This window comes from Hymenobacter cellulosivorans (assembly GCF_022919135.1).
GTDB lineage: Bacteria > Bacteroidota > Bacteroidia > Cytophagales > Hymenobacteraceae > Hymenobacter > Hymenobacter cellulosivorans.
In genome coordinates this window covers 5,288,189-5,308,749 of sequence record NZ_CP095049.1, presented here as the reverse complement: position 1 = coordinate 5,308,749, position 20,561 = coordinate 5,288,189, and the positions used below count along the sequence as shown (strand labels likewise).

The window sequence follows — 20,561 nt, the reverse complement described above, 5'->3', positions numbered from 1 at the left end:
CCGCGTGGTGATGCCAGTCTTTCTTTACGGTCTTCGGCACCGCCACGCCGCTTTTTAGTTTATTGACCGTACTTCTCTACGAGCTTGCTGCCACGCGGCTTCTCAGTCACTGGAGGTAGCCAAAACTCTCCGCATCAAAATCAATACGCCGTTTCCCGCGCATCGTTCAGCGCTTTGAGGAAGGCAATGACGGCCTGCTGCTCGGCGTCAGTTAGGCCCAGCGGGTCGGCGGCCAGGGTTTGGGTGGGCACGTCGAGGCCCAAGCCTTGGCCGCCGCCGCGGTTGTAGAAGTCGAGCACCTGTTCCAGAGTTTGGTAGGCGCCGTTGTGCATGTAGGGCGGCGTGAGGGCCACGTTGCGCATGGTCGGCGTTTTGAAAGCGTGCTTCTGGTGAGCAATACCGTAGAGCAGAAACTTGCCCTGGTCGGCATCCAGGGCCGCCGCCGTGGCTGTGGCGGGCACGCCCAGTACTTCACTTTCGGTTTTGTCGTAGAGTGGGGGCACGCTGCCGTTGAACAGGGGCATGTAGTGGCAGGTGCCGCACTGGGCCTTTCCCATAAACAGGTTGAAGCCCAGTACTTCCTGCGAGTTGAGCACGGCCGTGTCGCCGCGCATGTATTGGTCGAAGCGGCTGTTGAGGCGCACTAGGCTGCGCACGTAGGCGGCTACGGCCCGGCGGATATTGGGCTCCGAAATAGGTTGCTTATCCGTGGCAAAGGCCTGGGCGAAGAGTTTTTGGTAGGTAGGCTTTTTACGTAGCAGGGCCGGGGTTTCGCTCAGCTGCCCGCCCATTTCGGCCTTATTCGAGACGACGGCGTGCACCTGGTCTTCCAGAAAATGCACCCGGCCATCGGCAAACTGCTCGGTCTGCAGCCCCGCGTTGAACAAAGTGGGCGTGTTGCGGGGCAACTCGGCACCAGCTTGCAGGGAGCGGTTAACCCGCAGGCCGTCGGTGTAGGCGCGGCTTGCCACGTGGCAGCTGCTGCAGGAGCGGCCCCCCCGCCCCGACAGCAGCGGCTCCCGAAACAGCGCTTCGCCCAGGGCCAGCACGGCCGGCGTGGGTGCGGCAGCATCGGTAGGAGCAAAGTAGGCTGGGTCAAAGGCGTCGGCGGCGAAGTAGCTGACGGCTTCGGGCCGGACAGCCCGCCGTGCCGCCACGTACGGCACCTTGAGCTGGTGCTGAGCCTGCTGCAGGGCGGTCAGGGCGGGGTTGAAGCAGCGCACCAGAAACCGCGCCCGGTCAAATTGGTTGAATGTCAGGCCGGGGGCTGTTACTGCCGCCTCGCAGCGGGCCAGCTGCGTGAGCAGAGCCGGGGGCACGCTGAACATAGCCAGCACCTGACGAGTGGCCTGCAGCGTAACGGCAGCCTCGGGCAGGGAAGCGTGGGCGGCGGGGGAATCGAAGCCGGAGATGCCCTTCGAGGCCAGGCGGTAGAGGTTCAGGCGCAACGCATCGAACACCTCCGCGTCGGTGAAAGCCAGCATGGGGACCTGCTGCTCCAGGTGGCGTACCTGATACAGCATATTGTCGATTTCCTGGTGCACCAGGTCCCGGTTGGCCCGGTCGTCGGGGGAGGCGGCAAACACGTACTCTTCCAGCACCTGAAAGCCGGTGGGCGGAATAACCTCGTCGGGGTCCCCGGCCTCGGTTTCGGGCAGATTGGCTCCGTTCAGGCGCTGGGCCGCGTGGGGGTAGTAGTATTCCACAGCAAACTCTAACTGCTTGTACTCGGCGCGGCAGGCGGCAAACTGCCGGCGCAGGGCGGTGGTATCGGCCGAGTAGGCCACTTCCTGAAAGCGGGTCAGCTGGGTGTGGAGCTGGCGCAGGTGGAGCGTGTAGTAGTCGTGCGCCTGCTCGACGGGCGTTTTGAGCAGGACGGCAAAGGAAAACAACAGCCCGGCCAGGCCCAGCAGCAGGGCCCGGACCGGGCCGGAAAAGCGGAACAAGGGGCGGTTCATTGGAAGTAGATGTGGGCCTGGGGCAACTGAGCCTGGGCGCGTTGGCGGGCCGCCGGGTCGAAGGCGTTGCCCTTCACAATGATGGTTTTGAGCTTCGGAAGCCGGCTTAAAGAGCGAGGTAGGGCCCGAAGCTGGTTGTCGTTGGCAATCAGGATTTCCAGGTTTTGCAGCTCGCCCAGGCTGTTGGGCAAGGCCTTCAGCTGGTTGCCCGACACAATGAGCACTTTGAGCTCTTGGCAGCTGCCCAGGCTTTTGGGCAGGGCTTCGAGCTGGTTGTTGGCCAGATTCAGCTCCTGCAAACGGCCGAGCTGCCCAAGCTGTTCGGGCAGGCGCTGGAGCTTATTATCGTTCAGGTACACGTAGCGCAGGCCGCGCAGGCGGGGCAGGGTGGCGGGCAGAAACAGCAGCTGGTTGTGGGAGCCGTCGAAGTACTCAAGCTGGCTGAGCTGGCCCAGCTGCTCGGGCAGCGAGGTGAAGTTGTTCCAGGCCGTAAGCAGGAAACGCAGACTGTCGAGCCCGCCGATGCTGGGCGGCAGCTCGGTCAGCTGGTTCTGGTCGATTTGCAGTTGCTGCAGGCGGTGCAGGCGGCCCAGGTCGGCGGGTAGGTCCAGCAGGCCGTTCTTGTTGAGAAACAGCACCTGCAGGCTGTCGAGCTGGGTAAGGCTGGCGGGCAGGTGACGCAGATGGTTTTCGTGGGCGTAGAGACGGCGCAGGCTCCCGAGCTGGGCCACGCTGGCCGGCAGCAGCTCCAGGCTTTGGCCCCGCACGTTGAGCTCCCGCACGCAGGCGGGTCTGCTCAGGGCCTCCGTCAGGGTGAAGGCAGCCGGATTAGCGCAGGGTGGTGCCGATTGGGCCAAACAAGTGTTGCCCTGCAGAGCCTGCAGGGCAACACCGAGTAGTGAGAAGAGAAGCTTGCCGAGGCGCACTATTGCTTGATAAAGGGGCGAGTCGTGGAAGTAGTGGCAGTTTTCACAACCAGCGTGTAGTGGCCACTGCGCAGCTTGCTCACCGGTACGCGCAGGCTGTTAACACCCTGGTTCAGCACCGTGGTTTGCTCCAGCACCCGGGCACCGAGGCTGTTGAATACCTGCAGCGTGGCGGCTTCCTTGCGGTTGTTGGTCAGCTCCACGGTCAGCTCAGCACCGGTAGCGGGGTTGGGGAATACATCGGCTTTGGCCAGCTCAGGCTGAGCTTTTTCCGTGGCCAGGGTCGTGCCCAGCACGCCTTTGCGGCTGATAACCAGAGTCGTCGACTTGTTGAATACTACGGCCTGACCGGCGGCATCTGTCGTAGCCAGCGTGTTGGTCGGGTCAGGGTTCTGAATGGAGATGAACATGAATTTCTCGTCGGGCGAGAAGGTCATGCCGGTGGGCTCACAGCCGTTGGGCGTCACGGCAAACAGCTCCACGGCCGGGTTGGCCTGGGTGTGGCAGGGGCGCACCACCCACACGTGGTTGCGGCCGCCATCCTGCAGAATGTAGAGGTTGCCCTGGGAGTCGAAGGTCAGGTTGTCGTTGCCGGTACCCCAGGCCTCGTTTACGGTAGCTGTACCGTAGTTGATGGGGTAGGTGCGGTTGGTAACCCGGGCGAGTTGCCCACAAAGATTTCAAAGTTGCTGACCGTCGTGGCGCCGTCGGTGAAGCGGTAGGTGGTACCGGGGCCTTTAGCCGCGAAGTAAATCTGGCCGGTCACGGGGCTGATGTCCACGTCTTCCACGCCGTTGAAGCTCGTCGCGCCTAGGGCCAGGGCCGTAGCGGCGGTGTTGTTGCACTCGGCCGGGGTGGTGTTGGGCACCTGAATCCAGGTGCCGGTGGTAGCCGTACCGATGGCCCCATCGAGCTTGAGCACGTAGAGGTTGCCGTTGCGCAGGTTGCCGGCCACGTCGGCCACGTACTTATACACGAAGCTCAGCGTGGAGCCTTCGTCGGCACCTTCGTACACGGTTTTCCGGTCGGGGGCCACTACTACGTTTTCGTGCTTGAAGCGGCCCATACGCCAGAGCTTGTCGGGGGTGCCGTTGCCGTCCTGGTCTTTCACGGTGCGGGTGGCCGGGTCCATTTCCACGTTCCAGCCGAAGTCGAGGTAACCGTCGTTGTTGCTATCGGTGGGAGCCGTGGGCGTGTTTTCCTCGCAGGTAACCACAGTGTTCCAGGGCGTCACGCCGCCCGAGCAGTTGTTGAACGTGCCTACGATGGGTGCGAAGTTCACGGGGTTTTTGGCCGTTACGCTCCACAGCTTGGTGGCAGCGTTAAAGCTCAAATCCAGCATGCTCACGCCCGAAGTGGCGGTCGATGAGCCTTCGTGGTTGATGGACAGATAGCCGTTGGTGCTGCTACCGTTGATGGGCACGTAACCGGTGAAGTCGAAGGATTCCTTTACGTTGCCGTCGGCAGCGGTAGAGTAGGCTGCTCCGCCCTGCACCAGCATTTGGAAGGTGTGGGTGCTAGGAATGCGCAGGTCCTGGGGCTGGGTGGAGGGCAGTACCGAGGTGAAGCGGCTGATGTGGTCGGCGGGCAGGGTAGGGCAGGGGCTCTGGGCGCGAGCGGCCAGGCTGGCCAGCAGCGCCGTGGAGAAGAGGGTAAGGGTCGGTTTCATAGGAAACTGGTGAGGGGTTGAATTCGGCCGCAAGTACGAATTCCACTATTGCGCCTAGTTTACGCACGAATTAAGCCTTGGTAAAGCTCCTGTGAAGTTAAGGTTATCCAGCCGCCCCGGGAAATAGTGCGTTGAGCGGGTGAACCTGGCCGGTAAGTCCTTCCCAAACCACGTTGCATAGGTACAAGGCAGACCAGCTACATAGTAGCCGTCGGGCTTCCTGTTGCCTAACCCGGAAGGGACAGGCCAGGAGTTGACCAACGGAAGCAGCAGCTGGTGCTCGGGTTTGGCTTAGTCCTCAATGGCCTCAATGCCGAGCTGCTTCAGTCGCGCAAGGTTGTCGTGCATGGCTTTGAGCTGTTCGGGGGAGTGGCCCGGCCAACCAGTGACCTCCCCGCATACCCGCAGCGGGTGCCGGGAGCGGTACGATTTGGTTGGGTTGCCGGGAAACTTTTTGTCCGTCAGGTTGGGGTCGTCTTCTAGCGGACCGGTTGGCTCTACATGGTAGATTCGGCCGGGTCCTGCACCCTGGGCCAGCTCGGCTCCCCAGGTAGCCGCGTCCAGGGTGGCGGTCAGGTACACATAGGTAGCCTTTTTCCGCTGGCCATAGTTTGAATTGAAGCCCGGTTCAATCAGGTCGCCGGGCTGCAGATCGGCCTTCGTGCCATGATAAAGCGGCTGCTCATTCTCAGTGGGTATCATTGTCAGGTGGGGTAGGGTGGGGTACTCAAAAATACCGGATTTTTGCCGTGACTTGGGCCTGGGAAGAGTAATGCGCCGCCGGGGGCACGAGTGGGTTGCGAAACGTAGCCAGCCGGATGCGCGGTAAGCCGCCGGGAAATATTGCGGACCTCCGGGCGTTGGGTCCGTAGTATAGAAACTCCCAGTTCGCGCTACCTTCGCTCTTATGCTCCGTTATTCCCTGCCCGCCCTGCTGCTGCTGGCTACTGCCTGTGTCCCGCTGGGTACGCCCATCACCGACCCTAACGCCCCGCGCGGCAGCCAGCCGCGGCCCGCAGAATACTACGCCGACAAAACCCTGCGCTACGAGGACTATACCTATAGTCCCGATGTGCGCTCGGTGCAGTGCTACGTCGCTACGGGCCAGAACACCGAGATTTTTCAGCCCCCGGTGGTGCCCATCAGCCAGCAGCAGCCTATCGTGCTGGAGTTTGATCTTCTGGGCAACGGCTCCCAGCGCCTTACCGCCAAGCTCGTACACTGCGACGTGGACTGGAAACCCTCGGTACTGACGGATTTGCAGTTTCTGAGCGAAATCAACGAGTTCCTCATTACCGATTACCGCACCGGCGTCAACGTGAAGGTGCCCTACTACCACTACCGGATGCAGGTGCCCCGGGTCAAGCTCAGCGGCAACTACCTGCTCGTGGTCAGCAGCGGGGGCGGCGTGCCGGTACTCACGCGCCGGTTGCTGGTTTATGAAAACGGGGTGGAAGTAGGCATCCGGCAGGGTATTCCGGTGGCCGGGCAGGAGCGCTATACCATGCAGCAAGTCGATTTTTCCATCAGCTACAACGGCCTGAACCTGGTCAATCCGAGCCAGGAAGTGAAGGTGATGCTGCGCCAAAACTTCCGCTGGGACAACGCCAAAACCAATCTGCGCCCCACCTTCGTGCGCGACGCCGAGCGGCGGCTCGACTACCAGTACTTCAACTTCGAAAACGCTTTCCCGGCCAGCAGCGAGTTCCGTTACTTCGACATGCGTTCGGTGCGCACCATGGGCGCGGGCATAGCCCAGCTGGACCCCACTACTTCGCCCCGCACCGTGGTGCTCAGCCCCGAAGCTACCCGCAACGGGCAGAGCTATACCCAGTTCGACGACATCAACGGGCAGCGCCTGTTTGAAAGCCGGGAGTACGGCGACGGCGACACCAACGGCGACTACGCCAACGTCACGTTTCAGCTGCGCGCGGCCCAGCCCGCGCCGGGCCCGGTCTACGTCTTCGGCGCCCTCACCGACTGGAAGCTCCAGGACGAGTTTAAGCTCACCTACAATACCGAGCAGCAGCAGTACACCGGCACAGCCCTACTCAAGCAGGGCTACTACAACTACTATTACGTAGTGGGCAAATCCACCGGCGCCCCCGACGACGTGTACTTCGAAGGCAGCCACCAGGAAACCGAAAACCAGTACGACCTGCTCGTCTATTACCGCCCCCGGGCACCCGCGCCGACCTGCTTATCGGCTACCAGAGCATCGCCGTCAACAGCCGCAGGCCGTAGGTGAAATGGTGAACTAGTGAACTAGTGAGTTCGACGTTCTGGCGGCGCCAATAACCCCTCTATTATTGCGAAGCTGAAGGCCGAAGCCATCCATTCTCTGCTGGTGACCAATGACCTTTTACCAGAAAGCCCTTTCTCGTTGCTACGGGAAAGGGCTTTTCACTTTAGAAGGCTGAGCACATCTCAGAGGCCGGATGGCCACGCTTCACTCGCCATAACACGCGTCGTTGAACGTCAACTCACCACTTTCCCTCCGCGCCGCCGCCACCCGACTGGCCGCCACCGAACTGGAAGCCGGGCTCGTGGGGCTGCATCGTGGTTTCGGTAACGTGCGACATCACCAACGACTCCAGGTTGAGCTGGCTGAACTCGGAGGGACTGTCGGCAGGCTCGGAGGTGAGACCGTGCCGGGCGGGGCGCAGGTAGCGCAGGGCCCAGCCGGAGAGCAGAATCAGGAAGGCGCCGCCCAGGGTGAGGGCCCATTCCGGAGGCAGCACCGAGCGGTAAAAGCGGTAGGTGTAGATAGAAAAGACCAGGCTCAGCAGACCGGCGTAGAGAAAAATCCGGTCGGCGCGGCGCAGTCCCTGGTAGAGGTAGAGCAGCGGGATACCCACCGTAAACAGGTAAAACAGGGGGGCAAAGCGTATTTGCTCCGATACTAGCAGGTCGTGGAGCAGGGCATTGGCCTCGCGCACCACCAGGTAATTGCCGGCCAGATAAAAGCAGGCCAGCGTCAGGGCTTTTACCGTGCGCACGGCCGGGCGGTAGTAGAGGTAGTCGGAGCGGCGAGTAAGCTGCTGCACCAGCCAGTAGCTGCCGGCGCAGGCCAGCATCAGGGCAAAGGGCAATAGGGCCTTGCCCAGCGGCAGCCGCAGCACCACCGCGCCCACGATGCCCAGGTAAAGCAGCAGCGTGAGGGCAGCGGCCAGCGGATCGGCGTAGCGGATGATGGCCGTGAGCATCACCACGGCCAGTAGGGCCAGCAGGGGCCAGAGCAGCCCGAGCTCCTGCAAGTCGTCGAGGTCAACGGAGTGGGGCATCAGCAGGCTGTAGCTGATAGCCACGGCTACCGCGAAGTAACCCACGCTCAGGTACAGCAAGGCATTGTCGACGCCGGAGCGAAAGAGGTGATTGGAGGAAATCAGCAGCTCGAGCAGCAGCAAGGAGCCACCGCCGCAAAGTAGGCAGCCCAGCAAAATGCGTACTTCCTCCGAGCCGCTTCGGTATTCGCCCACGCCCATAACGGCCAGAAACACCAGCCCGGCTGCCGTGGTATTGGCAATACAGGTGAAGATGAATAAGGCAATGCGGACGAAGAGGTGGGGCTGGTAAAACTCACTGGGAAACGCTGCCCCAATGGCCCTGACCTGCTCGGGAAGTAGCAACTTGCTTTTGCCCCAGCGCCGGGCCGTGTCCTGCACCTCCCGGTTGAAAACCCACTCCTCGTTATAGGCCTTTTTGCTCATGGCTTCCCACAATTTTTTTCAGATTCAACAGCAGCAATATCACGGCCACCGTCGAGGCCGGAAAGTACAGGAAGCCCGTCAGTTCAAAATCCCGGATCAAATCGGAGAACCGGAAGTAGAGGTAGGTCACGGCAATGTAGCCATACAGGGCCCCCAGCAGCACAAACACGTAAGAATGCGTGCGGCGGGCGTACCAATATAGGGCCGCACTGAGCCCGATAATGAGCAGGGCGGCCAGCACGGGCGGCAGGAAGCTCGCCGCCTCGTAGCTGCCCCGAAACATGGCGGTCAGCAGGGCTACCAGGGCCAGATTGCTGCCCAGCAGCATGTAAGTGTAGCCAAAGTGCTTTTTCCGGTCCAGATACTCCGCGGCCAGGCCCGCGCTGGCCAGCAACAAGCCTAGCCCAATGGCTACCGCGTCGAGGTGGGGCAGGGAATAGTTGTTCTGGGTAAAGACCGAAGCCGGGGCTATGGACACGCCCACCCAGGCCGCCAGCCCGGTCAGGGCCATGGATAACACCCCGCGGTGGTCAAATCGGTAAGCGCAATAGAAGAACACCAGCGTGGGCAGGAGCACCAGCAGGCCGTAGCGCTGCCCAAAGATGCCGTACTGGTATTGCAGGTAGCCCACCAGGGTAAGCAGCGTCAGGCAGGCTAGCAGCAGGGCGTAGTCGGCGCTGTTGGAGGGCTTGGGGTTGGCTTGCCAGGAAAACGGCTGCCGTTGCCGGTACGCATACGTGAAGCCCGCCGCCGAAAGCAGGGCAATGAGCGCCACAATCACGCCGTGCCCCAGCGTATCGATGTTCTTGTAAATGAGCAGGCCCAGCCCGGTGCTCAGTAGCGTGACGCCCAACGAGAGCAACGTGCGCAACTCGTAATACAACGAAAAGGGCTTTTCCCGCTCGTAGGTGGCAATACCATCGGCCTGCTCGGCCGACAATAACCCGGCACCCCGCAGGGCCGCCAGTATTTTGTCTATCATAGAATAGGTGGGTAAGAAGGCAGTGCGGGTCGGCAAAGCAGCGCCGGACCAGGTAAACATAGCGCTTTCCGTATTATCAGCTCTGAATCGGTAGTAGGGTGGGTTATCTAGACACCGGGTGTGGCTTAGCCAAGGGCACCCAAAGACGGTTATTTATAGGCCTACAGCTATATTCGGCCCCACCCAAGCTGGGCTGTAACCAAACCACGACGCTGGCGTTGCAGGAACACCTTCCCGTTGATCTACTCTCTCCCTGCCTATGAAACCCACCCTGCCGCTTGCAACCATGCTGTTCCTGGCTTCGGCCTGCTCTGTTAACCCCGTCACTGGTAAAAAGGAGGTGATGCTCGTTTCCAAAGGCCAGGAATTGGCCATGGGCCAGCAATCCGACCCGGCCGTGGCAGCCCAGTTTGGCATCTACCCCGACCAGAAGCTCCAGAACTTCATCAACGAGAAGGGCAAGGCCATGGGCGCCATTTCCCACCGGCCCGAGCTGACCTACACCTTCCGCGTCGTCGACTCGCCGGTTATCAACGCCTTTGCTGTGCCCGGCGGCTACGTGTATTTCACCCGCGGCATTATGGCCCACTTCAACAACGAGGCGCAGTTTGCCGGCGTGCTGGGCCACGAAATCGGCCACGTGACGGCCCGGCACTCGGCCAAGCAGCAAACCAACGCCATTATCGGGCAGGTGGGCCTGATGGGAGCCATGATTGCCTCGCCCCGGTTGGCGCAGTTTGGCGAACAGGCCGCCCAGGGTATGCAGCTGCTCTTCCTCAAGTTCGGGCGCGACGACGAAAGCCAGTCCGATGAGCTGGGCGTGCAGTACTCCAGCAAAATTGGCTACGACGCTTCCCTGATGGCCGACTTCTTCCAGACCCTGCAACGGGAACAGGAGAAAAGCCAGACCGAAGCCGTACCCGACTTCCTCTCGACCCACCCCAACCCGGCCGACCGCTACAACCGCGTGCATCAGCTGGCTGACCAGTGGAAGCAGCAGAACGGCAACCCTACGAACCTGAAAGTCAACCGGGACCAGTACCTGCGCATGATTGATGGTATTGTGTACGGGGAGGACCCGCGCCAGGGCTTCGTGGAAAACAACGCCTTTTACCACCCCGAGCTCAAGTTTCGCTTTCCTGTGCCTACGGGCTGGAAGCACCAGAATACGCCCCAGCAGTTTCAGATGGCCGACCCCGCCGGCAAGGCCCTGATGATGCTGGCCCTAGCCCCGGGCGCCTCCCTCGACGAAGCCGCCCAGGCCCTGGTCAAGCAGTTTAGCCTCCAGCCCACCGACTCGCGCCGCACGACGGTCAACAGCTTTCCGGCCCTGGCCTTCGTGGCCGACCAGGTGCAGCAGGACCCCCAGACCGGCCAATCGGTAGCCGGCATCCGTGCCCAGGTCTACCTGATTCAGGACGGCAAAACCATCTACGCCCTGCTTGGGGCCGCCGCTCCAGCTGACTTTCCGGCCTACCAGCCCACGTTCAGCAGCACCATGGAAGGCTTTGCCCGTCTCACCGACCCCGACAAGCTCAACCGGCAGCCCGAGCACGTGCGCGTCAAAACCCTGAAGCTGCGCAGCTCCCTGAGCCAGGCCCTGAAAACCAACGGCGTGCCCGAAAACCGCCTGGAGGAAATGGCCATTCTCAACGGCATGCAGCTCAACGAGCAGGTAAACGCCGGTTCGTTGATCAAAGTGGTGGGCAAGTAGTTCGGATAGGCTTTACCAGAACGTCAGTTGGAGCGAAGTCGAGAAATTTGGCGGGCTGATGCTGGCGTACTACTCCTATAGCATTGCACCCGGGATGTCTGGCGGGGCTCGCCATGACGCGCAGTATAAAGCAGCTTGGCAAGTTTTTTGGCTTACTGCTCCTAACCACCCATTTTGCGGCGGTCAGGGTGACGGTTCACCCGGCTTGCAACCCTGCCCGCGGGCGGGCCGTTGCAAGCTCATCCTTCCCCACTCCACGCGGCTTCGGGCCGCTTCTCTACCTATATGAAACCTTCCCTGTTGCGCGGCCTTTCCACCGGCGCTTTACTGCTGGCCCTGCTGCCCCTGAGCAGCTCCACTACCTCGGCTCCCACCGAAAAGCCTTTTAGCTACTACCTGGCTCCCTTGCAAGGGCCTAAGCCCGACCCGGCCGTGCTGGCTCAGTTTGGCCTCTACAGCAATGCCACGCTGCAAAAGCTCATCGATACCAAGGGCCAGCAGATGAACAAAGTATCCGACCGGCCCGGCGACTACGGCTTCACCATCGTCGATTCGCCGGTGATTAACGCCTTTGCCACGCCCGACGGCCACGTGTATTTCACCCGCGGCATTATGGCGTACTTCAACAACGAGGCGCAGTTTGCCGGCGTGCTAGGCCACGAGCTGGGCCACATCACGGCCCGCCACGGCCAGAAACAGCAAACCCGCAGCACCATCAGCAGTATTCTGCTGGGTGTGGGTTCGGTGGTGTCGCCGGGCCTGGTGGGGCGCTTTGCCCAGCCTTTGTCGCAGGTAGTGGGCCTGGGTTTGCTTAAGTATGGCCGCGACGCCGAGAATGAGGCCGACGTGCTGGGGGTGAAATACTCCACCAAAATCGGCTACGACGCGGCGAACATGGCCGACTTCTTCCAGACCCTGCAGCGCACCGAGGCCCAGAGCGGAGCCGGCGGCATTCCCACCTTCCTCTCGACTCACCCCAACTCCGCCGACCGCTACACCCGCGTGAAAGGGCTGGCTGCCCAGGCCAAGCAGCAAACCGGCTCGGCCAAGCTGGCCGTAAACCGCGACTCTTACCTGCGCTCCATCGAGGGGCTGCCCTTCGGCGAAGACCCGCGCCAGGGCTTCGTGGAAGGGGGCGTGTTCTACCATCCCGACCTGAAATTCCGCTTCCCGGTGCCCTCGGGCTGGAAAACCCAGAACTCACCCGAGCAGTTTCAGATGGCCGAGCCCAACGGCAAAGCCCTAATTGCGCTGCTACCCGCCCCCGGCAATTCCCTCGATGCCGCCGCTGAGGCGTTGGTTACCCAACTCAAGCTGCAGTCGGCCCAGGCCAGCCGCACCACCATCAACGGCTTCCCCGCCGTGGCCATTCAGGCCGACCAGGTAGGGCAGGACCAGAGCGGGCAGCAGGGCGTTACGGCCCGCACGCTCACCTACCTGATTCAGGACGGCCAGAGCATCTTCGCCCTCATCGGCTTGACTTCGCCCTCGGCTTTCGGCACGTATTCCGGCACGTTTAGCAGCGTTGCCCAGGGCTTCAGCCGCCTCACCGATGCCAGCAAGCTGAACCGCCAGCCCGAGAAAATCCGCATCAAAACGGTGAAAACGGCGACGACGCTCGGCGCGGCGTTGGCTGCCAACGGTATTCCGACTTCGCGCCGCGAGGATATGGCTATCCTGAACGGCATGCAGCTCACCACGAAGCTGCCCGCCGGGACCCTGTTTAAGGTGGTCGGGAAGTAAATACATCTTGATTCAAGTGCAAAAGCTCCGCCGGACGAGGTTCCGGCGGAGCTTTTGCGCTTCGGGATATGAACAGCAGAAGTAGGTAGGTGGGCCGGGCAAAGTTTGCCCAAACAGCCCAGAGCTTATTCTGAATTACCACCGCCTGAAATAAAATTGACACCTTGCGGCCCCGATGAGGCCCCCCGAAACTACCCCGTTTTCTCAGTCTACTGTGAGTGCTACAACCCAGGAAAGGCCGCTGCCCAGGCTTCGCCAGCTGCTACTTTATGCCTCGCTAGGTTTGGTTCTGCTACCACCACCGGTGGCGGTAGCGCAGGCGCCAGGACCAACGACGGACCACCCAGTTCGCCTGGTTGACCAGCAGGGCCGGTTGTGGGAAGCTGTGGTGCCCGGCCTACGGCTACTGGAAGCCCAGCGCAGTACTTATTTCACGATCCGCAACGGCTTGAGCAACGACACCATCACGGCTCTGGCTCAGGACGCTGCCGGGCAGGTGTGGATTGGCACCCGGGAAGGGCTGCTGGTGTACGAGGGCAGTGGCTTTCGGGAAATTACCTTTCAGGAGGGGTTGCCCAGCAAGCAGATAAATGCCCTCTACCAAGCACTTGAAGGTCCGCTCTGGATTGGCACCCGGGCCGGGGCCGTGCGCTACGAAGACCGGCATTTCGAGCCCGTAGCCGAGCTACGGGGGCTAGAGGTGCAGTTTATTGGGGAAGATGCGCACAACTGGGTGTTCGTGACCAGCCAAGGCATTCGGCACCTGCCCAAAGAGCAGTCCTTTGGGTGGCAGTGGCTGGGTGGGGTAGCGGCCGGGGTATTGCTGCTGGGCGGCGTGGTGTGGAGCCGGCGCCGCAGTCGGCAGGGGCAGCACGTGGCGCTCCGCCTGGCCCAAACCGAGCAGCAGGCGCTGTTGGCGCAGATGAGCCCGCACTTCATCTTCAACTCCCTGCAGTCCATTCAGAAGTATATTCTGCGCCACGAGGCGGAGGCTGCCCAGCACTACCTCACCCGCTTCGGCGGCCTGATGCGGCTGATTCTGGAACAGTCGCGCCAGCCCCTGCTGACGGTGCGCACCGAATTGAACCTGCTACGCACCTACCTGGAGCTGGAAGCCCTGCGCTTCGAGCAGCAGTTTGCCTCCGACGTGCAAGCCGACGATGCCCTGCTGGACGAGGAAATTCCGGCCATGCTGCTGCACCCTTTCGTCGAAAATGCCGTGTGGCACGGGCTGGCTCACCACACTGGACAGGGCCGCGTGATGGTGCGCATCAGCGGAGAGGCAGAGTATCTGGTAGCCGTGGTGGAGGATAATGGCATTGGCCGGCAGCGGGCCGCGGGGCAGAGCGGTACGCACGCCGGCTACCCGTCCCGCGGTATGGCCATCGTGCAGGAGCGCGTGGCCCTGCTCAATCGGCAGGCCCGCTTGCCTATTACCATCGACATTACCGACCTGGGCAGCCCGGGCAGTACAACCCAGGGCACCCGCGTAGTCGTGCGCATTCCGCGGCTGCACGCTTGAGTAGAAGCCTATTCCATAAAATTCGGAGCGTCATGTCGACCATTCTGCTTGAGGCGCGGAATAGTTGACACGACCGGTTTTGCTTCTATTGGCATTCCGCGCGAGTCTACCTTACCTTGCTGTCTACTCTGCTGCATATCGAACTACCGACGCCCGTGACCCGCACTATTCTTATCGACGACGAAACCAATACCCGCGAAGCCCTGCGCGCCTTGTTAGAGCATTATTGCCCCGAGGTAACCATCATCGGGGAGGCGGCTTCGGCCGAGGAAGGCTTGCAGCTGCTGCGCCGGGAAACGCCCGATTTGCTGTTTCTGGACGTGGAGATGCCCCTGGGCTCGGGCTTCGATTTGCTCGACATGCTGGGTCGCGCCTCCTTCGACATCATCTTCACCACCGCCCACGACCGGTACGCGCTGCGCGCCATCAAGTTCTGCGCCCTCGACTACCTGCTTAAGCCCGTGGGCGTGGCCGATTTGCGCGAAGCCGTGGCCAAAACTCAGCGGCAAAAAGCCCCGGTAGCCTCTCAGCTCCACACGCTCTACGACAACCTGCGCGAGCGGACCGGCCTGGCTGGCAAGGTCGTATTGCCCACCATGCAGGGCTTCGAAGTGGTGGAAGTGGCCCATGTGGTGCGCTGCCAGTCCGATGACAACTATACGCTGTTTGTGCTCGAAGGCAAAGAGAAAATCCTGGTCAGCCGCACGCTCAAGGAATACGAGGAGCTGTTCGCCGACTACGGCTTTATCCGCGTCCACCAGTCCCACCTCGTCAACGCGGCCCACGTGAAGCGCTACATCAAAGGCAGCGGGGGCTACGTGCAGCTCACCGACGACTCCATTATCGAAGTTTCGCGCCGCAAGAAGGACGAGCTGATGAAGCGGTTCCAGGTCTGAGCCGGCTGCCCGCTACAGCTGCCCCGGCGGAAGAGGGCCTGGTTTACCCATTCAACTTACCGCTTGCCGTATGATGCCACCCGTACTCGTTGCGACTACCCCGCATTTCAAGAAATTTGTCGGCCACCGGTTACAATTGGACGCCAAAACCGGCGGCTGGTTGCTGGTTATTTTCAGCGTGGTGCGGTTTGGGCTAGTGCTGCATGGCCTCGTGTATTCAGGTCAGGGCTGGCATTTCTGTTGTGGCCGAGTGTGTTGTGGGTCGTTTCGCTCTTTGTCAGCTGCCTGCTTTTCTCGCTTGGCCAGGTCAGGAGTGGGTCCATCGTGGGGGCCATGGTTGCGCACGCCTCGTTCAATGTAACCATGAGATACTTTGTTTTCTACCACATCTTTTGATGCATCGTCGGTGCTGTCTCGCACTGCGCTGAAGGGGAAACCCATTGGTCGTCGGGCAGTAGCTAGGGGCGGGGTGGGGAAGCCTAAGCCAACCCTGCCGGATTCCTGCCGGCGGCTACCACTTACTCATTCTGTGTTGCCGAGGCGGGTGAAGCAGTGCATGTTTGGTCCATAAAACCGCGTGGCAGGTGCCACGACACCGCTCCTAAACTCCTTTCAAGCATGGACCTAATCATCAAAAACCTGTCGAAAACCTACCCCAACGGGGTCAAGGCCCTCGACAATGTGAGCCTGACCATTCCGCAGGGTATGTTCGGCCTGCTCGGCCCCAACGGTGCCGGCAAAAGCTCCCTGATGCGCACCATTGCCACCCTGCAGGAACCCGACAGCGGCAGTATCCACCTCGACGCCATCGACGCCCTGCACGACAAAATGGCTTTGCGCCGGGTATTGGGCTACCTGCCCCAGGAGTTTGGGGTCTACCCGCGCGTGTCGGCCGAGGATTTGCTCGACCATATGGCCGTCGTCAAAGGCATCGTGAACCGCAGTGAGCGGCGCGAAACGGTAAAGGCCCTGCTGGAGCAAACCAACCTCTACGAAGTACGCAAGCGCAGCATCAGCACCTTTTCGGGCGGCATGAAGCAGCGCTTCGGCATTGCCCAGGCCCTGATTGGTCAGCCCCTGCTCATTATCGTCGATGAGCCCACGGCCGGCCTCGACCCGGGGGAGCGGAACCGGTTTTACAACCTACTGAGCGAAATCGGGGAGAACATCATCGTCATCCTGAGTACCCACATCGTGGACGACGTGCGGGAGCTGTGCCGCAACATGGCCATTATCAACCAGGGCCGGGTGCTCTACGCCGGCCAGCCCCAGGCCGCCATGCACGAGCTCAAAGGCCGCATCTGGGAGCGGACCATCGAGAAGGCCGAGCTGGCCGAGTACCAGCAGCAGTACAGCGTGATTTCGACCAAGCTGCTGGCCGGGCAGCCCCTGCTGCACGTGGAGGGCGAGGATCTGGAGCCGGCCGGGTTCCAGGCCGTGGAACCCAGCCTGGAAGACGTGTTTTTCTCTGCTATTCAGGGGAAAGCCGTGCAGTCAACTCTTCTCCACGCCTAAGCTCGCCGCCATGTTTACTGCCTTTCTTCGCTTTGAGCTGGCTACTTGGCGCAAGCAGCCGCTTACGTATATTTTCCTGGCCGTCACCTTCGGCCTGACGTTTCTGGCCATGCTCTGGCCTAGCCTGCAAATGGGCCAGGACCTGCGCAACCTGCACGTCAACGCGCCTTATGCCATCCTGAGCCGGGCCGGGGCCATGACCATGCTCTGCCTGTTGTTCATCACGGCCATCATGGCCAGCACTGCCACCCGCGACTCGGGCTCGGGCTACGCCCAGGTGCTATATGCCGCGCCCCTGGAAAAAGCCGGCTACCTCTGGGGCCGCTTTGCCGGCGGGGTGCTGGTAGCGGTGCTGGCCTTGCTGGGTGTGCTGCTGGCCATTGTGCTGGGTACTCCGCTCAATGAGCCGGCCAGGGTCGGGGCGTTTCAGCTGACTCCTTACCTACAGGCAGTGGGCCTTTTCATCGTGCCCAACGTGGTGCTGGCCGGGGCCATTATTTACTGCCTCACGGTCCTGACCCGAAACACGGTTTACGCCTTTATTGCCACCCTGGGCCTGATGGTGGGCTTTTTGCTGGTGGGTTTGCTGACGCCTAACCTGGATACGCCGACTAGCGTGCTGCTGCTCGACCCGTTCGGTCTGCGCACGCTCCATTCCCTGACCAAGTACTGGACCGTCTCGGAGAAAAACAACGCCGTGCTGGACTTCGCCGGCCCGCTGCTTACCAACCGCCTGGTGTGGCTGGGCATTGCCGGCCTCCTGATAGGCCTGACCCACGGGGTATTTTCCTTCACTACCTCCACCGGCAAAGTCAAAAAGCAACGCCTCTCCGACGCTCCGGCCCCGGTGCGCGCAGCAGCTCCCACGCCCCGGCCCCAGGTACAGCCCCGTCACGACCGGAGTGCCGCCCTGGTGCAGCTGGTGCAGCAGGCCCGCCTCGATTTGCTGGGCATTCTGAAAAGCGTACCGTTCTGGATTCTGCTCGGCCTGGGCATGCTCAACCTGCTCAGCATTGCGGCCACGGCCTCGGAGCGGGAGGGAGGGCACTTCTTCCCGGTGACCTACACCATGCTCGACCTGATTAATGGCACCTACGGATTGTTTGTCATTGCCGTGCTGGTCTACTACGGCGGTACGCTGGTATGGAAAGAGCAGGATGCCCGCCTCGACGGTATCCTGGATGCTTCGCCCCGTCCGTCGTGGGTGCCCTACACGGCCAAGATGCTGACCCTGGTCTTCATTGCCGCCTTCCTGACGAGTATGGGCGTGCTAGTGTGCGTGGCGGCCCAGGCCCTGCAAGGCTATACCAACTTCGAGTGGAGCTTGTATGGACAGGCCGTGTTCGGCATCGAGTTTACCCGCTACGTGATGGTGGCCATAGGAACGGTGTTTCTGCACGTGCTGCTGCGCAATAAATTCCTGGCTTATGGTCTGACGGTGGCCATTATCTTGCTGCAGGCCATCAGCGGCGCGGCCCTCGACTGGAACAATAACCTGCTGCGTTTCGCCGATACGCCCGCCTTCACCTACTCCGACATGAACGGTTTCGGGCCTTTTACGGAGAGCATCGTCTGGTTTAAGCTGTACTGGACGGCCTTCAGCGTGCTGCTGGTGGCCCTCACAGCAGGGCTGTGGGTGCGGGGCCGGGCCGTAGGCGGCACGTTCAGTGCCACTCAATTGCGGCAGTCGTTTACGCCCACGCTGCGGGCGGTGGCTGCCACGGGCCTGCTAAGCTGGCTCGGCCTGGGGGCCTGGATTTACTACAACATCGAGGTGCGCAACGACTATACCACCAAAGCCGAAGATCAGGGCTTGCAGGCCGACTACGAAAAGCGCTACAAGCGCTACGAACACGCCCCGCAGCCCCGCGTGACGGCCGTAAATTTGCAGGTCGACCTCACGCCCAAGGCCCGGGCCGCTCAGGTGCGGGGCCAACTCACGCTCACCAACAAAACGGGGCGGCCGCTCGATACCCTGCGCCTCTCGTACGGCAGCTACCTGGAAGACTTCAAATTCAACATTCCCGGCGGCCGGTCCGTACTCAACGACCAGCGCCTGCACTTTAGCAGCTTCGTGCTGCAGCCCGCCCTAGCGCCCGGCGACTCGCTGGTGCTCGGCTACTCGGCCCAGTACCAAGCCCGGGGCTTCGAAAACAAGGTTTCCCGGCCCCTGATTAACGGCAACGGCACCTTCCTCAACAACTTCGACCTAGCGCCCTTCATCGGTTACAGCCGCAACCTGGAACTGGAAGACGCTACCGACCGCGCCAAGTTCGACCTGCCCGAGCGGCCCCGCATGGCCCCGCAGTCCGATTCGGCTGCCTACGCCAATACCTACATCTCCACCGATGCCGACCGGCTGCGCTTCCAGGCCACGGTTAGCACCAGCCCCGACCAGATTGCCGTGGCCCCGGGTGCCTTGCTGAAGGAGTGGCAGCAAAACGGCCGCCGCTATTTTCACTACCGCCCGGCTGCGCCAATAATTAACTTCTATTCCATTACCTCGGCCCGCTACAAGGTGCGGCGCGAGCGGCAGAACGGTGTCGACCTGGAAATCTACTACCACCCCGCCCACCCCTACAACCTGGACCGGATGATGCGCTCCATGCGCGCCTCGCTGGCTTATTACGGCGAGCAGTTCGGAGCCTATCCGCAGCAGCAGGCCCGCATCATCGAGTTTCCCCGCTACCAGAAGTTTGCCCAGGCATTCCCCGGCACCATGCCTTACTCGGAAGGCCTCGGCTTCATTGCCCAAACCAGCCCCGACGACCACGACGTGGACCGCACTTACCGGGTAGTGGCTCACGAAATGGCTCACCAGTGGTGGGGGCACCAAGTAACCGGCGCGGCCGTGCAAGGCGCTACGTTCATGTCGGAATCGGTGTCGGAATACCTGTCGACGCTGATGCTGGAGCGCCACTACGGCCCCAAACGGGTGCTGAAACTGCGCCGCTACGCCCTTGACTACTACCTGCGAGGCCGGGCTAGTGAAAAGGTGCGGGAGCTGCCTTTGCTCACCAACGAAGACCAGCCCCATATCCACTACGCCAAAGGCTCCCTGGCTTTGTACTCGTTGCGAAATTACCTGGGCGAAAAACGCCTCCACGGTGCCCTCGGCCAGTTTATCCGGGATTACCAAAACCGTCCCGCCCCGTACCCCACCTCCGACGACCTCTACGGCTACATCCTGCGGGCCACCCCCGATTCGCTGCAGTACCTAGTCACCGACCAGCTCAAGCGCATCACCCTCTACGACAACCAGGTGCGGGAAGTGGCTTACCAGCGCCTGCCCGATGGCCACTACCAGGTCACGGTGCAGGTGGAGGCCCACAAGCGCTACGCCGACGAGTTGGGCAAGGAAACCGAGGCCCCGCTGCACGACTACATCGACCTGGCTCTGTACGGCGCCGAGGACAAGGTGCTGACTCGCCAGCGGCTGCTAGTTACCAACTCTCGCAAAGTAGTGCGCTTCACTGTAGCTGCCGCCCCTGCGAAAGCCATCATCGACCCGGACAACCTGCTCATCGACCGCAAGCCGGAAGACAACACCCAGGCCGCTTTTGCCCTGAAGTGAGCTGAAAAGCCGGGCTTGCAGTGTACAAAAAACGCCCCGGCCAGAATTGGTCGGGGCGTTTCTCGTTTTATGCGTTCTATAGCCAGAGCCAGGTCAGTCTAAGCCTTTTTCAGAAACTCGGTTTTGAGCACCATCGTCGAGCCGCCGGCGCGGCCCTCGATTTCGGCGGGGCTGTTGGTCAGACGAATATTCTTCACCACCGTGCCGCGCTTTAGCGTCAGCGACGAGCCTTTCACCTTCAAATCCTTAATCAGCGTCACCGAGTCGCCCTCGGCAAGCAGGTTGCCGTTGCTGTCTTTTACGTCCATCAGTTCTTCAGTTCAGAGAATAGAAAAAGAACGACATGTCGAGC

At 61.5% G+C, this 20,561-nt stretch carries 15 protein-coding genes; 7 read left to right on the top strand and 8 right to left on the bottom strand.

Annotation, left to right across the window (positions count from 1 at the left end; translation table 11 throughout):
* Positions 1-140 precede the first annotated feature (140 nt).
* From MUN80_RS22395 to arr, 5 genes are all read right to left on the bottom strand, one after another.
* Positions 141-1,958, bottom strand: coding sequence for a cytochrome c peroxidase (locus MUN80_RS22395; RefSeq protein ID WP_244716524.1), 1,818 nt, complete (start codon positions 1,956-1,958; stop codon positions 141-143).
* Positions 1,955-2,884 (bottom strand): leucine-rich repeat domain-containing protein, encoded by a 930-nt coding sequence (locus MUN80_RS22390; protein WP_244716522.1) that lies wholly within the window; start codon positions 2,882-2,884, stop codon positions 1,955-1,957. The genes MUN80_RS22395 and MUN80_RS22390 overlap by 4 nt, the downstream gene beginning before the upstream one ends.
* Positions 2,884-3,465: a T9SS type A sorting domain-containing protein gene (locus MUN80_RS22385; protein ID WP_244724949.1), complete on the bottom strand. Its 582-nt coding sequence runs from the start codon at positions 3,463-3,465 to the stop codon at positions 2,884-2,886. The genes MUN80_RS22390 and MUN80_RS22385 overlap by 1 nt, the downstream gene beginning before the upstream one ends.
* Before the next feature lie 29 nt (positions 3,466-3,494).
* Positions 3,495-4,553 carry an alkaline phosphatase PhoX gene (locus tag MUN80_RS22380; protein WP_244716520.1) on the bottom strand — a complete coding sequence of 353 codons (1,059 nt, stop codon included), beginning with the start codon at positions 4,551-4,553 and terminating at the stop codon, positions 3,495-3,497.
* A gap of 291 nt (positions 4,554-4,844) precedes the next feature.
* The gene (gene arr, locus MUN80_RS22375) at positions 4,845-5,255 is read right to left on the bottom strand and encodes an NAD(+)--rifampin ADP-ribosyltransferase (RefSeq protein ID WP_244716518.1); all 411 of its coding nucleotides are present in this window, start codon (positions 5,253-5,255) and stop codon (positions 4,845-4,847) included.
* 205 nt (positions 5,256-5,460) lie between these two features.
* Here arr and MUN80_RS22370 point away from each other — a divergent pair, with 205 nt between their 5' ends.
* The gene (locus MUN80_RS22370; RefSeq protein ID WP_244716516.1) at positions 5,461-6,801 is read left to right on the top strand and encodes a type IX secretion system plug protein; all 1,341 of its coding nucleotides are present in this window, start codon (positions 5,461-5,463) and stop codon (positions 6,799-6,801) included.
* A gap of 235 nt (positions 6,802-7,036) precedes the next feature.
* On the opposite strand, the gene MUN80_RS22365 is transcribed toward MUN80_RS22370, so the two are convergent.
* Both MUN80_RS22365 and MUN80_RS22360 read right to left on the bottom strand, forming a co-directional pair.
* Positions 7,037-8,263, bottom strand: a complete 1,227-nt coding sequence (locus MUN80_RS22365) for a hypothetical protein (RefSeq protein WP_244716514.1) — start codon at positions 8,261-8,263, stop codon at positions 7,037-7,039.
* A complete protein-coding gene (locus tag MUN80_RS22360) occupies positions 8,244-9,245 on the bottom strand; it encodes a DUF2157 domain-containing protein (RefSeq protein WP_244716512.1) in 1,002 nt (333 codons plus the stop codon). Before MUN80_RS22360 ends, MUN80_RS22365 begins: the two co-directional genes overlap by 20 nt.
* Before the next feature lie 259 nt (positions 9,246-9,504).
* Here MUN80_RS22360 and MUN80_RS22355 point away from each other — a divergent pair, with 259 nt between their 5' ends.
* The 6 genes from MUN80_RS22355 to MUN80_RS22330 all read left to right on the top strand — a co-directional run bounded on the left by MUN80_RS22355 (position 9,505) and on the right by MUN80_RS22330 (position 20,209).
* A complete protein-coding gene (locus MUN80_RS22355) occupies positions 9,505-10,959 on the top strand; it encodes a M48 family metalloprotease (RefSeq protein ID WP_244716510.1) in 1,455 nt (484 codons plus the stop codon).
* Between the two features lie 285 nt (positions 10,960-11,244).
* Entirely contained in the window at positions 11,245-12,702 is a 1,458-nt protein-coding gene (locus MUN80_RS22350) for a M48 family metalloprotease (protein WP_244716508.1), read from the top strand.
* A gap of 283 nt (positions 12,703-12,985) precedes the next feature.
* Positions 12,986-14,224, top strand: coding sequence for a sensor histidine kinase (locus MUN80_RS22345; protein WP_244716506.1), 1,239 nt, complete (start codon positions 12,986-12,988; stop codon positions 14,222-14,224).
* Positions 14,225-14,340: 116 nt separating this feature from the next.
* Entirely contained in the window at positions 14,341-15,120 is a 780-nt protein-coding gene (locus MUN80_RS22340) for a LytR/AlgR family response regulator transcription factor (RefSeq protein WP_244716504.1), read from the top strand.
* A 618-nt stretch (positions 15,121-15,738) separates the two neighbouring features.
* Positions 15,739-16,635 carry an ABC transporter ATP-binding protein gene (locus MUN80_RS22335; RefSeq protein WP_244716502.1) on the top strand — a complete coding sequence of 299 codons (897 nt, stop codon included), beginning with the start codon at positions 15,739-15,741 and terminating at the stop codon, positions 16,633-16,635.
* Positions 16,636-16,645: 10 nt separating this feature from the next.
* Entirely contained in the window at positions 16,646-20,209 is a 3,564-nt protein-coding gene (locus tag MUN80_RS22330; protein ID WP_244716500.1) for an ABC transporter permease/M1 family aminopeptidase, read from the top strand.
* 98 nt (positions 20,210-20,307) lie between these two features.
* On the opposite strand, the gene MUN80_RS22325 is transcribed toward MUN80_RS22330, so the two are convergent.
* Positions 20,308-20,517 (bottom strand): zinc ribbon domain-containing protein YjdM, encoded by a 210-nt coding sequence (locus MUN80_RS22325; protein ID WP_019947089.1) that lies wholly within the window; start codon positions 20,515-20,517, stop codon positions 20,308-20,310.
* Between the last annotated feature and the right edge of the window lie 44 nt (positions 20,518-20,561).

Coding starts and splice junctions, on each gene's coding strand:
- MUN80_RS22395 (WP_244716524.1), bottom strand. CDS start 1,958: ATGAACCGCCCCTTGTTCCGCTTTTCCGGCCCGGTCCGGGCCCTGCTG.
- MUN80_RS22380 (WP_244716520.1), bottom strand. CDS start 4,553: ATGAAACCGACCCTTACCCTCTTCTCCACGGCGCTGCTGGCCAGCCTG.
- arr (WP_244716518.1), bottom strand. CDS start 5,255: ATGATACCCACTGAGAATGAGCAGCCGCTTTATCATGGCACGAAGGCC.
- MUN80_RS22370 (WP_244716516.1), top strand. CDS start 5,461: ATGCTCCGTTATTCCCTGCCCGCCCTGCTGCTGCTGGCTACTGCCTGT.
- MUN80_RS22365 (WP_244716514.1), bottom strand. CDS start 8,263: ATGAGCAAAAAGGCCTATAACGAGGAGTGGGTTTTCAACCGGGAGGTG.
- MUN80_RS22360 (WP_244716512.1), bottom strand. CDS start 9,245: ATGATAGACAAAATACTGGCGGCCCTGCGGGGTGCCGGGTTATTGTCG.
- MUN80_RS22355 (WP_244716510.1), top strand. CDS start 9,505: ATGAAACCCACCCTGCCGCTTGCAACCATGCTGTTCCTGGCTTCGGCC.
- MUN80_RS22350 (WP_244716508.1), top strand. CDS start 11,245: ATGAAACCTTCCCTGTTGCGCGGCCTTTCCACCGGCGCTTTACTGCTG.
- MUN80_RS22335 (WP_244716502.1), top strand. CDS start 15,739: ATGGACCTAATCATCAAAAACCTGTCGAAAACCTACCCCAACGGGGTC.
- MUN80_RS22330 (WP_244716500.1), top strand. CDS start 16,646: ATGTTTACTGCCTTTCTTCGCTTTGAGCTGGCTACTTGGCGCAAGCAG.
- MUN80_RS22325 (WP_019947089.1), bottom strand. CDS start 20,517: ATGGACGTAAAAGACAGCAACGGCAACCTGCTTGCCGAGGGCGACTCG.